Below are 12,985 nucleotides of genomic sequence, written 5' to 3' on the forward strand. Positions count from 1 at the left end.
CAAATCACCTAAATTCTGTCCAGTACGCCTGCATAAATCAATGGAAATATTATCGTAACGTCTCCAATTACGGTTTCAAGGGTAGAGCCGCATCTTGCCTTTGACCAGGATTTTGCTTCCTGAAGCGGCGCTCCGCTTAGACTTCCCGCTTCTGGACGGTCCAGGGTTATCTGAATGGCTGAATCAAGACCTCCCCTAAGCAAGGTTGAAGCCAAGGTATAATGCTTGGTCAGTCCTCCGCCAAGAAGTATTCCACCAATCTTTTTACTGTCAAAGACCAGATCTGAGAGATAATGCATGTCTGCCACCGCATCAACCGTAAAGTCATGGTCCTGGGAAAACATCCACAGCTGCAGGCCGAACATACTGTCAATCAGGCCCGGAGCAAAAATTGGGGTTTTCATGCGTGCGGCGGTTGCTAAAAATGAGTTTTCATCATCGATTAACAGTCCAACTTCATACAGGAGTTCCTGAATGGAAATCTTGCTTTTTCTTGATGAAATGTCCTCGAAAATCTTAGTTATTTCCCTTTCAAAGATGGCGAAATCATCTGATCCAACATTAATGTCTGCAATCCTTCCTATTCCATCGGCATTCAAATCCTCGTCGTCACGTCCTTCGTCACGATAATGGCTTCCTCCGAATGCCTCAAGCATGTCATGAGTAATGTTGGCTCCGCTTGAAATGATAAGATTGACATGCCTTTCACGAACCATGTTGGTTACGATATTTCTAAGCCCTCCGGGAATCAATGGCCCGCCCAGGCTCATGAAGACGTTCATATCCTCATCGGTTATCATGTCGGCCAGTATATTCGATGCTCTGGCAACCCTTCCGGAACCCAGAACGCCTGATTTGTCAAACTGTTCTATAAGCTCGGATACCTTCATATCCTCTTTTACGGTTAATTGGGTAACTTTATCCATTAAATCACACTTAATTAGTAAAAATTGGGAATTCCTCGAAATTGGTTATGGAATTTATCAAATCGGTTCTTGTAACGATTCCAAGGAGGTTATTATCCTTATCAGCTATTATCAGCCTTGAAATGGATTTCTTGAACATTATTTCAATTGCCTTTGCAATTTTCAAGTCCTCGTTAACGATAATGACCTTAGTTGACATCATATCTCCCACAACAACTTCATCCTCCTTATCTTCGGCATATGCCTGTATCAAGTCTGTGACCGTAAATACTCCGACCACCTTGCCGTCTTTCATGACAGGAGCGCCTTCAATCTTGTTTTCGGAAAATATTCTTGCAACTTCCTTAAGATTGCAGTCCGTTTTTAAAGAAATGACGTTTTTGCTTGCAATGTCTCCCACCGTTTGCTTGGGTATGCTTCTTATGGTAGTTGTGTCAACAAGCAGGATATTGTCCATATCGTCCCTTCCAACGACTTCACCCATGATTCCAAGGTTGTTTACCGGAGTTGGGCCTATCTTTATCGTATCGCCGAGATTCAAATCCTTAATGCTCCCAAGAACCTTAATGGCAGCTTCACATTCTTCCTGTTGAGGAACTGAAGTGAATTCGATTTTTGCAACGGAGATATCAGGTAATCTTTCATCTCCTTTATAAATAGGGACTTTTGCTTCTTTTTCACTGATTGATATATTTAATGAATGATATGCTTCAATTGTTGGCTTATATCCTCCTCTCGGACCTGGAACACCCTTAACTAAACTTAGGCTTCTGAGTGACTGCATCTGATTACGAATGGTTCCAGGGTTTCTGTTCATAACTTCAGCAATGTCCTCTCCCTTAATTGATTTACCGTCAGAGGACTGATATAAGTTTATAAGTGTTTGTAAAATTTCTTTTTGTACAGAGGTTAACATGTTTTTATCCCCATTAATAATATAATATTACTATTTATGTTCAGTATGCTTTATAAATATAATGAAAAATAATGATAATTATTTCTAAATTCCAAATATCGGCAGTATAACATCATTGTATCTGCATTAATTATTTCATGGCCAAATCCATAATGCTGAAAGGATCGCCTTCTTTTCTAGGTGCCGGCCCTCCCATTCCAAAAGCGGATTTTGCAAATTCCTTATTCATTCTTTTAGAAACTTCGCCGAAAATCATCTTATATGCCGTACACTGAGGATCAACAGCCTGCGGAGTCTGATATGCAACAATTGCATTATAAGGACAGCCTCCTTCACAATATTTAACATGTCTGCATTTCTTACAGTTTTCATCAACATAATCTCTGAATTCCTGAAGCTTTGCCCATGCATCAGAATCCTTTAAATCATCAAAGCTAGGATTAGTTGAAACATTGCCTAAAACATAATCTTCCATTCCAACAAACCTATAACAAGGATATATTGCACCGTCTGCTCCGACAGCCAATGTAGTTCCTATACAGTCAGCAAATGTGCATAGAGTTCCTCTTCTCCTTAAACTGGATTTTGTGATATGGTCCAAATCCATTATTGAGAACTTGTCCAGATCATAAAGATATTTATCGAGCCAATCAATGAGCAATTTTCCATGTTCTTCCTGATTGAGAGCCCATGGATCTGCATTGTCTCCCCTTAAAGATGGAAGTGCTGCATGAATCTTTAAACTCATTTGTTCTCCTTTAAAGAACTCATACAATTCATCGGAAAAGTCCTTAGAATATTCAGTAACCGTCAAAACAAAATTGATTATTAAGCCTTTGCTTTTTGCAAGCTCGTATTTGGACATGGTTTTATCAAAGTAACCTTCTCCCCTTTGATAATCATTGATTTCCTTTGGACCATCAATGCTTGTACTTACCACTACATCATATTCGACGAACAGGTCTATCAATTCCTCAGTTAAAAGCCAAATATTACTTTGAAGAGAAAATCCCTCTAAATTCGGTAATTTAGACAGCTTTTCAAGAGCAATCTTATAAAAATCATAACCTGCAAGGAGGGGTTCACCACCATGGAAAGTAAAATGAACCTTATCGTCCCTAAAATCACCCAACCATTCAATAATCTGGTCAATTATTTCTATATCCATCATTTCTTTTTTATTTTCAGAACCCCAACAATATTTGCAATTGGATGGACAATTCAGAGTAGGGATAATCATTACATGAAACGTCATTTTAACCATAAACTTTATTTAATTCGTTTAATAATTTCTTTTTCTCATCTTCATCCATACTTTCGTTTACAAAGAAAATATAGCCGCATTCTTCACATTTAACAGTTTCCATCTCAGCATGTGCTCGATGATTGTCTAAGAGCTTTCTATGAGCTATCTTATCTTTTGAACCGCATTTTGGGCATGGCGCAATTAATTCTTCCAATTTCATTTTTTTCACCTATATATTAAGATTGGAATTTGAAATATATTAAATTTTTTAGTTCGAAAAAACTTAAATGACATGCATCAGTGATAACAATTCTTAGCACTCAGAACAATTCTTAGCAGTCACAACAATTCTTAAGAGTGACTACAATTCTTAATAGTGAGCTCAACAAGCTTTAAATAGAATATAAATCAATAAGAAATATTAATAAAAAAAATAAGGTGATAACCATGCCATATGACTACTATGATTATTTCATAAAACAGCGAAATAATCCGATTTTCACTGAAACCTCAAACATAATCAGACAAAAATTATGGAGAGAAAGCTTTGATGTGGTCGAATCCCAGGAATGGGAGGAAATTACTGAAAAAATAAGAAAGAATTAGCGGTTCAACAGTTTAACAAATAGCCTATACATAGGAAAACCAATATGGCGAACAAATGACAGGACATATTTCATGCCAGGCAATTCAAATTCTTTTTTGACTTTATCCAATTCCGAAATAATATCCAGCTTTTGAGGACATTTTCTTAAGCATCGCCCGCAACCATTACATTTGCCGGCATTTCCGGAATTGCCCATTATTCCACCCACATACTGAAAATAATCAATTTGAGACTGATTCATAAAGCCTTTATGGTTGAATAAATATTTCTCGTTGTAGATTTTCATACATTCAGGAATGTTAACGCCCTGCGGACAAGGCATACAATAGCCACAGGTGGAACAGTTGATTTTAAGGGAATTCCTCATAACTCTCTTTACAAGTTCAACTGTTTCCATATCCTCAAAACTCATGGATAATGGAGTTGTTTTATACGCTATTTCCAGATTTTCATCCAATTGTTCAAACGAGTTCATTCCGGAAAATACACATGTAACGTTACGATTATTTAAAACCCATTCCATAGCCCATTGAGCATTACTTTTATTGGGATTTGCTTTTTTAAATACCTCTTCAGCTTCATTAGGCATTTTACCTGCAAGAATACCTCCTTTTAAAGGTTCCATTATGAATATACCCATGCCTTTGGAAGCTGCATGTTCAATGCCTTCAACACTGGCCTGGACATTCTCATCAAAATAATTATATTGAACCATCACCACATCCCAATCATAACCGTCAATCAATATTGGGAATTCTTCTTTAGGGCCATGATATGAAAAACCGATGTGCTTAATTTTGCCTTCACTGCGGGCTTTATTTAAGAATTTAAACAGATCTTTTTTAATGAGCCTATTCATTGCCTTTAAATCAACGGCATGAACCAGATAGTAATCAATGAAATCCCTTTGAAGCCTTTTAAGCTGTTCGTCCAGGATATCTTCCATATCCTCATATTTTCGAACGTTAATGGCAGGCAATTTAGTGGATATTTTGACTTTATCGGAATAGTCTCCTTTAAGAATTTCACCTAAAAACGTTTCACTATCTCCGTAAAGATATGCAGTATCAATAAAATTAACTCCTTGGTCAATTGCATAATAGATTAATTCTTTAGCCTTATCTCTATCGATTTTACCATTTTTAAGGGGCAATCTCATTGCACCGAACCCCAATGGAAAAATCTTATCTCCAGTCTTTTCAATTAATCTGTACTGCATTTAATCACATGTTAAAATATTAAAAAAAAAGTATTGAATCCCCAACAAATGTTAGGGTAATTATTCACAGCTGTGAATCATGCATTTCATGTAATCAATCAATGCGTCCTTGGACTCTTCATCATCCAATGCAAACTCGATTGAAGTCTTTAGCCATTCGAAACGGTTTCCTATGTCATAGGTTTTTCCCTCGAAGGTCACTCCGTAAATTGAGTCGAGCTTGGATAATGCATCGGTAAGCTGGATTTCACCGCCCACACCAGGTTCGGTTTCATCAATCTTGTCGAAAATGTCTGGAGTCAAGACATAACGACCCATAATGGCCAGATTTGAAGGAGCCTGATGAGCCAGTGGCTTTTCAACTAGCTTTTCAATGTCATAGACGTTGTTTTCAACTTCGGTTCCCTTGATGATACCATATCTTTCAACCTTTTCTTTAGGAACCTCTTCAAGTGAGATTGCGGATGCCCCATACTTTTCATAAACGTCAATCAGCTGTTTAGTGCATGGAACAGGGCCTTTCGTGATTGAATCACCCAAAAGCACAGCAAATGCTTCTCCGCCGACATGCTTTTTGGCGCAGTAGATTGCATCTCCAAGACCTTTCTGATCCTTTTGCCTTACATAGCAGATATCTGCCAAATCGGTAATTGCACGGACCTGCCTTAGGCGATCGTCCTTGCCTGCACTTTGCAAAGTCTGTTCAAGCTCAAATGATTTGTCAAAATGATCTTCAATAGAACGTTTGTTTCTACCGGTTACAATTAAAATATCGTCAATACCTGAAGCCACAGCTTCCTCTATAACATACTGAATAGTTGGCTTGTCATAAACAGGCAACATTTCTTTAGGCTGAGCCTTAGTAGCAGGCAAAAATCTTGTTCCGAAACCTGCTGCAGGAATTACTGCTTTCATAATATATCACCATACAAATTTATTATTATTATCTTTGTAAATAATTAGTTAAAAATATTACTTAAAAATCAGAATTAAATAGTGCGGGGGACGGGACTTGAACCCGCGAAGGGACTAACCCACTAGGCCCTCAACCTAGCGCCTTTGACCGCTCGACCACCCCCGCTTATCACAAAAGTAGTTATAAAAAAATATGTTTTTAACATTATATATATTTAACTATTTTTCGACTATTTTTATGGTAACTTCAAGTGTTTCCTCATTTTTTAAATCGTTGATTAAATCCTCTTCAAGGTCACGGGCCGCCTTTGAAGATTTTATCATGAGAGTTCTCGGGCAGGTGAAATTGCTGGTTCTGCACACAATATCCGTCGGATGTGTTAACGTGAGATTTTCATGGCCGTAACCCATTATTTCATCATGTCCGTTTGGTGTGTCCAGTATTACGGCTATTTTGGTATTGGAATCAGCTATCCTTTTCTTAAACTCCTCAGGAAAATCACACATTGAATCATCCATATCAACGCCGATAATGCAGTCTGCAGTAGGCCCGATTTCAGGATCTTTAGTAATTTCAAAAGTAGATTTATGAAGGGAAGATACGTTCTTATGACCCTTTGATTTGATTTTAAATTCCATGAAAAAATATTTATCCTTAATTGCTTTTAAAAGTTTTCTAGCCAGTCAGTTTCAAATCATTTATGAAATCCAAAAAGATTTCGGGATTTGCAATTCCGCCGCTGTGGGGATTAAGCTCGAAAGCCTTGGCATAGCTATCGTAGGCATCGTTATGCATTGACATGCTCAAATAGCAGGATGCCATGTCAAACCAGTAGCAGTCGATATTATTGTCCATGTCAATGGCTTTTTTAAAGCATTCAATGGCGTCTTCATTGATTGACTTCTCCATAAGGATTCTGGCCTTAAGATACCAGGAATATGAAACGTCAGGGTTCAGTTCCAGAGATCTGTTAATATCCTTCAAGGCCTCATTGACATGGCCGGTTTCAAAGAGCGCATCAGATTTGAGCATGTAGGCCTGAGAGTATTCATAGGGACTGTTTAAAACCTCATCGAGGATTTTAAGTGATTCTTCGTAATCTCCGATTCCGTTGAGGTACTGGACTTTGAAAAGCTTGATGTCATTGTTGTCGCTGTCGATTTGCAATAATCGCTCCAGGCATTCGTTTGCGGCGTCATTTTCATCCAGGCGGATTAGTGCAACGGACTTGAAACTTATTGCAATAGTATTCCTATCATCCATTTCCAGCACTTCATCATAGCATTCAATGGCCTTTTCATATCTTTTCAAAAGCAGATTGCAGTTTCCCTTAATGTTTAAGATGAACGGCGCCCTTTTGTCTTTAAGTTTTTCATCGCAAAGCTTAATGGCCTTTTCATAGGTTTCATTTGCCTTTGTTCTTTCATCCAATCTTAAATAGCATTGTGCCTTGCTCATCATGATTAGGGGATCGGTTATTTCAAATGAATCAACGTTGTTTATGCATTCAAGCGCCTTGTCATACTGCCTTTTGCTGATGTGTTTTGTGACGTTTTCAAGCAGTTCAATTTCATCAGTTTCATATTCATAAAAATTCATATTTTATCACCAATATAGTTAGTATAAGTTATTTTGTAAAATGTAGTTATTAAATGTATCTATTCTAAGTTTAGACAATATTACTCGCTCAGATTAAAAAAACAAGGTCAGAGCAATATTTACCTCATCGAGTAAAAATCATTAAAAATCAAAAAAATTAATATTAAATTAATGAAAGGTTGCTATTGTCTGATTATTGAAGTGAGCGAAAACATGAATTTGAAAGTGGGTTCAAGGCTTGAAAGCGATTTCAAAAAAGGCCATTATGTCTATATCGGTTCGGCCATGAACGGGATTGAATCAAGGGTAAAAAGACACCTCTCATCTTCCAAAAAAATTCATTGGCATATAGATTACCTTTTAAAGTACGCTAAAATAGTGGAAATCATCTATAACGTAGATAAGAAAGTGGAGTGCGATTTATCAAGGCATTTAGCAATTGATAATGATTATATTAATGGCTTTGGCTGCAGTGACTGCGACTGTGATAGTCACTTATATTACTTCAAAAACAAAAAAGAAGCTATTGAGGCTGTAATTAATGCTTACGACTCAATAGCATGTGATTTTAGAATTGGTATTTCTGCCTTTTCTTGAAACGGTATGAATATTCAAATGAATCGAGAGCCATTTTCCTTAAGGCCTCAACATCACATCCGACGCTATCTGCCCATTCCTTTTCAAGTGACTTGATTTCATCGAATATTTCTGAACCTTTTTCTGTTAAAATAACATCATAAGGCAAATCATCTGCGTCAAGAATTTCAACAAGTCCCTTGCGTTCAAGTTTCTTGTAGCTTTTGAGATAGAGTTTTACATGCAAATCAAAATGCTTGTCATCATCTGCGATTTTTGCGTATTGCCTTACGCGCACACGCCTGTGATGAGGCTTTGAGTGCTTTACAACATTTTTTAAAAGCTTGATTTGGCTTTCATGCAAATGAATGGAGAGATTGTCCCTTACATAACAGCTTTTTGACTCCGCAATTATATCTACCAGTTTGGAAGCGTCTTCCATTTCAGAAATTGTTTTAACGTGAGGATGTGCCATGATATCACTTCATCTGACCGAATAATCCTCTCATAATTCCTTTTGTAACTTCGCGGGCAACGGTATTTGCCGCCGTAGTAGCTGCCTTTTCAACTGCCTTTTGCTGAGCTGTCTTTTTGGTTCTTTTTCCGCCTGCAGCCTGACCTCCGCCTAAAATAGTACCCAGGTCAAAACCTCCAATGGATGGGGCGTCCTGCTGAGGCTCTTCGGCAGGTGCAGCTTCAGGAGCTGCTTCAGGAGTAACTTCAGGAGCCGGAATCACTTCGCTTTCAATGTTTTCATTGTCATTGATTTTCTGAGCAAGAAGCTCATAGGCTGATTCGCTGTCAACGGCCTGCTGATACTTATCCTTGAATTCGGATAAGTTAATAAGTTCCGCACGAAGTCCGTCATCAATCGGTCCGATATATGACTGAGGCGCAATGATATTGACCTGCTGGACAATTGTCGGTACACCATCAGCGTCGAGAACTGAAACTAGCGCCTGCCCGATACCCAGATTGGAAATGACATCTGCAGTGTCAAAGTCAGGGTTAGGTCTGAAAGTCTGCGCAGCTACTTTAACCGCCTTCTGGTCCTTAGGAGTGTATGCCCTTAAAGCATGCTGAATCCTGTTACCAAGCTGGCTTAGAATTTCATCCGGAATGTCTGCAGGTGACTGTGAGATGAAATACAGACCGACACCTTTTGAACGGATCAGACGGGTAATCTGTTCGATTTTCTTTAAAAATTCCGGACTCATATCATCAAACAATAAATGAGCCTCATCAAAGAAGAATACGAATTTAGGCTTGTCCGCATCCCCAACTTCAGGAAGCTGTTCATAAAGTGAAGAAAGCATCCAGAGAAGGAATGAGGAATAGATTTCAGGAGACATGGAGAGCTTTTGGGCATCCAATATATTGATAATTCCCGCACCTGAATCGTCAAGCCTGATGAAGTCGTTCAATTCCAAGGCAGGTTCTCCGAAGAAATCGTTTCCACCCTGATCTTCAAGGGTTATTAAGCTTCTTAATATCGTATTGGCTGATTTTGCTGCAATTGCACCGTATTGAGGTTCGTAAACGTCCTTGTTTTCAACGACATAATTAATCATGGACTTCAAGTCCTTAATGTCTATGATAAGAAGGGATTCGTCATCCGCAACCTTAAATACAATATTTAAAACTCCGCTTTGAGCTTCCGTAAGGTTTAATATTTTAGAAAGCAATACAGGACCCATTTCGGATAGGGAAACACGTATAGGCAGACCTTTTTCGCCGAACAAGTCCCAGAATTCAACAGGATAGGATTTGAGCTTAAAGGAATCGATTCCTTCAACCCTTTTAGCGATGTTGTCATTCATTTCACCGGTTTTAGCAAGACCTGAAATGTCTCCTTTCATGTCCGCCAAGAATACCGGCACTCCCATATCACTGAATGATTCAGCTAGTGTTTTTAAGGTTATCGTTTTACCGGTTCCCGTTGCACCCGCAATTAAACCGTGTCTATTTGCCATTTTCGGCAGTAAATAAACGTCACCGCCGATTAATATTTTATCTTCTACAAACATTTTTCTAACCATTTTCTATTTTTTTAATTAAATAAGAAGTTTTACGTTCTATTTTTGTGCGATTAAAAGCTTTTGATATTCTTTTAATTGCATCAAGGTTTTTTACAAAATTATCCAGCCAGGAGAATATGTCTCCGGGATAGACTTGAATCTGATATTTTCTGAATAGCTTTTTTGATATGTCAACGGGATCCTTTCCCTTGAGACGTTCACTTATTATTAATTCGGATATTCCAAGCTGCAGGCATCTGCAGAATGGCCTGTCTTGGCAGTTACATTTCATGAAATCGCTTTGAAGGCGTATCATGGCGTCCTGGAATTTGCTGTCAAGCTTGTCTAAGGCTTCGCCGGAGGATATGATATCTAAAGTGGATTCAGCGAAAAGTCTTGTTGAAAACTTAATCTTTAAGGCGTTTGCAATCTGATTGTGGACAACCGGAGAGAGATAAGCGTTATCAAACAATTCCAAATCAAGAGCCATTGCAATAATCTTTACCTGAAGCTTATCGTATTCCTCCCTTTTTTTATACATTGGAGAGAGCCTTACGTAATTAATTAAATAGTCCCAGTCGTCCAGAGCTGTTCGGATAAACTCCGCATCCTCCAGGCTCAAAAATGAAACAGAAGTTGCCCTTCCGTAATCGGTTATCTTAAAGTCTTTGGTTATCAGTCCCAAATCGGTCATTTCATCAACAGCTATCCTTAAGCTTATTGGAACGTCAATATTTCTGTAGAATTCAGCCAGTTCCTTAAAGCTTTTAATGGAATTTGAAGAGATATCCGCTAGAATCTGCTCGTAAGAGCTTTCCTCATCATACTCAATGAATACATCCTCACTGTTGCTTTCAAGAAGTTCCAATGCTTTTGCTTCCTCACTTTCACCTGCAAAGTCATTTCCGATTTCTGGAAGCAAGTATACAATACCTCGGTCATGATAGCTTGGCCTTCCGGCACGTCCGAGCATCTGTGAGAATTCATTTGGATTAATCCACTTGTTTCCCATTACAAGGGAATCGAAGATTACCTGTGATGCAGGAAAGTCAACCCCTGCAGCAAGTGCTGCTGTCGTGACGACAACCGATAACTTGGCCTTGTCAAAGTCCTTTTCTATCTTTTCCTTTTTGTAATATGACAATCCTGCATGGTATGCAGCCGCATTAATGTGCTTTTCCTGCAAGAAACTTGCAATCTTGTGGGTCTTGCGTCTTGAATTGGTAAATATTATGCTTTGTCCCCTATATCCTTTCCTGGATTTGGTATTGAATTCCCTTTTAGCCAGCTTGGCCATCAAGTGGCGCTTTGAGGACTCGTTTCTCATATAAACAAGATGCCTTTCCAAAGGCACGGGTCTGTCGGGATATTCAACCAGCTTCATATTAAATTCCCTTGACAGGAATTCAGGATTCTTAACGGTAGCTGACAATCCGATGATTTGGGTTTTTGGATATAAATGCTTAATGCGCTTTATCAGCCCGTTCAATCGGGTTCCCCTGTCCTCATCGTCAATCATATGAATTTCATCTATTAAAACGACACCAAGGTTGCTTAATGATTTTGAATTTCCGCTTCTTAAAAGAAAGTCGATTCCTTCATAGGTTGCAACGACAATGTCTGCTTTAGTAACGTCACTGTCAGGAAGTTTAAGCTCTCCTTTGGCCTTTACACGATTGCGTCCCACCTTAATGGCTACGTTCAAGCCGAGCTTTTTGTATTTCCTTTTGAAATCCCTGTATTTCTGGTTTGCAAGGGCGACCAGAGGAGTGAGGAAAATGAATTTTCTGCCTTCAAGAGCCTGCGTGATACCTGCAAGTTCACCGATTAATGTCTTACCGCTTCCGGTGGCACTTACAACAAGCAAATCCTCTCCCTTAAGCAGTCCTTCACGGATAGCCAGATACTGAACCGGCAACAATTTGTCATTTCCGTTTTGAATCAGAATATCCCTGAAATTAGGATTAATCTTTAGGCGCTTCATTTCAACCGGAGGTATCTTGACTTTTGATTTTGAAGATGTCTTATCAAACAGTGTCAAATCCCTGTTTTTAAGCGGATTAAAGTCCGGGTTTAAAACGGAGAGGGTCTTTTCCAAATCTCCTGTTCTGTCGAGAGTGTCTTTAAGGTTTCTGAAAATCTTTTTATCAAAGCCCCTGAGCTTCATCTCGTTTTTGATTGTATCGTGAGCGCAGTTTTTGCATATCAGCTGATTGTTATATTGATATGAAAAGTTTGAATTGATAATGGTAATGTTTCCCTCATAAGCGCAGAAATCACAGACCTGAGTGTATCTGACTTTGATGTTCAGTCTTTTCAGGAAATCCTCAACATCACTGTCTTTTGTTGCAAGAAAAACGGCCTGGCTTCTTAAAAGCTTGTTTACTTCCTGAGGAGGCAATAATTTTTCTGATAAGCTTGAATTGTCATTATAGGAATAGTCTGCAACGAATCTGGAGATTGCAAGACCTGAAGCAGTGTTCTGGAATTTGATAGTGCCTACAAACTCAGGCGTCCTTTTATTGTTAAGAGCACCTTTTGGAGAACCGATAGGGAATAGTTTCCACTGCTTTTTTACCTTTTTAATTACTAACATTAAATTAAACTTTATTGTTTATATTACTTATATTTTGAAAATTAATCTAAAACTTATAAGTTATTACACTTGAAATGCATGTCTAGAACTTTTCTAAAAATACTTTGAAATAAAATTAATTAAGTAAAAATAAGTGAATTTAAAAAAATAGTGAATATCAAATAGCAAAAGCTATTCAATATAGTTAAACTGGGTTTCCATTATAATGATTATCATAAATGCTATCACTGCAACGATAATGCACGGAAGCAAAGCCGGAATAGTGAATGCCACATTTGAAGCGATATTGACAACCGGGATTTTTAAGGTACCAAGCATTACACCAATGAGAAACGCCATGGTAAACTCCTCATAGTTTTTAAGCAG

Annotated in this window: 13 protein-coding genes, 1 tRNA gene and 1 pseudogene; 2 read left to right on the top strand and 13 right to left on the bottom strand. The window is 38.3% G+C overall.

What is annotated here, in order from left to right; translation table 11 throughout:
• Positions 1-8 precede the first annotated feature (8 nt).
• The 4 genes from F3G70_RS07960 to F3G70_RS07975 all read right to left on the bottom strand — a co-directional run bounded on the left by F3G70_RS07960 (position 9) and on the right by F3G70_RS07975 (position 3,308).
• Positions 9-926, bottom strand: a complete 918-nt coding sequence (locus F3G70_RS07960) for a deoxyhypusine synthase (RefSeq protein WP_149732178.1) — start codon at positions 924-926, stop codon at positions 9-11.
• Between the two features lie 10 nt (positions 927-936).
• Complete coding sequence (locus F3G70_RS07965; RefSeq protein WP_149732179.1) at positions 937-1,842, bottom strand: CBS domain-containing protein; 906 nt, start codon at positions 1,840-1,842, stop codon at positions 937-939.
• 130 nt (positions 1,843-1,972) lie between these two features.
• The gene (locus F3G70_RS07970; protein ID WP_149732180.1) at positions 1,973-3,097 is read right to left on the bottom strand and encodes a TIGR04083 family peptide-modifying radical SAM enzyme; all 1,125 of its coding nucleotides are present in this window, start codon (positions 3,095-3,097) and stop codon (positions 1,973-1,975) included.
• Position 3,098: 1 nt separating this feature from the next.
• Entirely contained in the window at positions 3,099-3,308 is a 210-nt protein-coding gene (locus F3G70_RS07975) for a TIGR04165 family Cys-rich peptide (protein WP_149732181.1), read from the bottom strand.
• 227 nt (positions 3,309-3,535) lie between these two features.
• Between F3G70_RS07975 and F3G70_RS12085 the strand changes: the two genes are divergently transcribed.
• Positions 3,536-3,694, top strand: coding sequence for a hypothetical protein (locus F3G70_RS12085; protein ID WP_188118117.1), 159 nt, complete (start codon positions 3,536-3,538; stop codon positions 3,692-3,694).
• Here the strand turns inward: F3G70_RS12085 and F3G70_RS07980 are convergent.
• The 5 genes from F3G70_RS07980 to F3G70_RS08000 form a co-directional block, all read right to left on the bottom strand.
• Complete coding sequence (locus tag F3G70_RS07980; protein WP_149732182.1) at positions 3,691-4,914, bottom strand: aldo/keto reductase; 1,224 nt, start codon at positions 4,912-4,914, stop codon at positions 3,691-3,693. The two genes, F3G70_RS12085 and F3G70_RS07980, sit on opposite strands and share 4 nt — an antisense overlap.
• A 60-nt stretch (positions 4,915-4,974) precedes the next feature.
• Positions 4,975-5,829, bottom strand: a complete 855-nt coding sequence (gene galU, locus F3G70_RS07985; protein ID WP_149732183.1) for a UTP--glucose-1-phosphate uridylyltransferase GalU — start codon at positions 5,827-5,829, stop codon at positions 4,975-4,977.
• 82 nt (positions 5,830-5,911) lie between these two features.
• Positions 5,912-5,995 (bottom strand) — tRNA-Leu (locus F3G70_RS07990).
• 53 nt (positions 5,996-6,048) lie between these two features.
• On the bottom strand, positions 6,049-6,468 hold the full coding sequence (locus F3G70_RS07995; RefSeq protein ID WP_149732184.1) for a DUF371 domain-containing protein: 420 nt from the start codon (positions 6,466-6,468) through the stop codon (positions 6,049-6,051).
• Positions 6,469-6,505: 37 nt separating this feature from the next.
• The gene (locus F3G70_RS08000; RefSeq protein WP_149732185.1) at positions 6,506-7,429 is read right to left on the bottom strand and encodes a tetratricopeptide repeat protein; all 924 of its coding nucleotides are present in this window, start codon (positions 7,427-7,429) and stop codon (positions 6,506-6,508) included.
• Between the two features lie 171 nt (positions 7,430-7,600).
• On the opposite strand from F3G70_RS08000, the gene F3G70_RS08005 reads away from it, so the two are divergent.
• Positions 7,601-8,026: a GIY-YIG nuclease family protein gene (locus F3G70_RS08005; protein WP_149732186.1), complete on the top strand. Its 426-nt coding sequence runs from the start codon at positions 7,601-7,603 to the stop codon at positions 8,024-8,026.
• On the opposite strand, the gene F3G70_RS08010 is transcribed toward F3G70_RS08005, so the two are convergent.
• The 4 genes and pseudogenes from F3G70_RS08010 to F3G70_RS12090 form a co-directional block, all read right to left on the bottom strand.
• Positions 7,998-8,480 (bottom strand): hypothetical protein, encoded by a 483-nt coding sequence (locus F3G70_RS08010; RefSeq protein ID WP_149732187.1) that lies wholly within the window; start codon positions 8,478-8,480, stop codon positions 7,998-8,000. The genes F3G70_RS08005 and F3G70_RS08010 overlap by 29 nt on opposite strands.
• 4 nt (positions 8,481-8,484) lie before the next feature.
• On the bottom strand, positions 8,485-10,032 hold the full coding sequence (locus tag F3G70_RS08015; RefSeq protein ID WP_188118118.1) for a helicase HerA-like domain-containing protein: 1,548 nt from the start codon (positions 10,030-10,032) through the stop codon (positions 8,485-8,487).
• 4 nt (positions 10,033-10,036) lie between these two features.
• Positions 10,037-12,619 (bottom strand): DUF5814 domain-containing protein, encoded by a 2,583-nt coding sequence (locus F3G70_RS08020; RefSeq protein WP_149732189.1) that lies wholly within the window; start codon positions 12,617-12,619, stop codon positions 10,037-10,039.
• A gap of 171 nt (positions 12,620-12,790) precedes the next feature.
• Positions 12,791-12,985: pseudogene (locus tag F3G70_RS12090) on the bottom strand (DUF368 domain-containing protein); the annotation flags it as partial.

This window comes from Methanobrevibacter millerae (assembly GCF_900103415.1).
In the GTDB taxonomy this organism is placed as follows: Archaea; Methanobacteriota; Methanobacteria; order Methanobacteriales; family Methanobacteriaceae; genus Methanocatella; species Methanocatella millerae.

Bases quoted from the DNA above. Each gene is read 5' to 3' on its own strand.
- F3G70_RS07960 (WP_149732178.1), bottom strand. From the start codon at position 926: ATGGATAAAGTTACCCAATTAACCGTAAAAGAGGATATGAAGGTATCC.
- F3G70_RS07965 (WP_149732179.1), bottom strand. From the start codon at position 1,842: ATGTTAACCTCTGTACAAAAAGAAATTTTACAAACACTTATAAACTTA.
- F3G70_RS07970 (WP_149732180.1), bottom strand. From the start codon at position 3,097: ATGACGTTTCATGTAATGATTATCCCTACTCTGAATTGTCCATCCAAT.
- F3G70_RS07975 (WP_149732181.1), bottom strand. From the start codon at position 3,308: ATGAAATTGGAAGAATTAATTGCGCCATGCCCAAAATGCGGTTCAAAA.
- F3G70_RS12085 (WP_188118117.1), top strand. From the start codon at position 3,536: ATGCCATATGACTACTATGATTATTTCATAAAACAGCGAAATAATCCG.
- F3G70_RS07980 (WP_149732182.1), bottom strand. From the start codon at position 4,914: ATGCAGTACAGATTAATTGAAAAGACTGGAGATAAGATTTTTCCATTG.
- galU (WP_149732183.1), bottom strand. From the start codon at position 5,829: ATGAAAGCAGTAATTCCTGCAGCAGGTTTCGGAACAAGATTTTTGCCT.
- F3G70_RS07995 (WP_149732184.1), bottom strand. From the start codon at position 6,468: ATGGAATTTAAAATCAAATCAAAGGGTCATAAGAACGTATCTTCCCTT.
- F3G70_RS08000 (WP_149732185.1), bottom strand. From the start codon at position 7,429: ATGAATTTTTATGAATATGAAACTGATGAAATTGAACTGCTTGAAAAC.
- F3G70_RS08005 (WP_149732186.1), top strand. From the start codon at position 7,601: ATGAAAGGTTGCTATTGTCTGATTATTGAAGTGAGCGAAAACATGAAT.
- F3G70_RS08010 (WP_149732187.1), bottom strand. From the start codon at position 8,480: ATGGCACATCCTCACGTTAAAACAATTTCTGAAATGGAAGACGCTTCC.
- F3G70_RS08015 (WP_188118118.1), bottom strand. From the start codon at position 10,032: ATGTTTGTAGAAGATAAAATATTAATCGGCGGTGACGTTTATTTACTG.
- F3G70_RS08020 (WP_149732189.1), bottom strand. From the start codon at position 12,619: ATGTTAGTAATTAAAAAGGTAAAAAAGCAGTGGAAACTATTCCCTATC.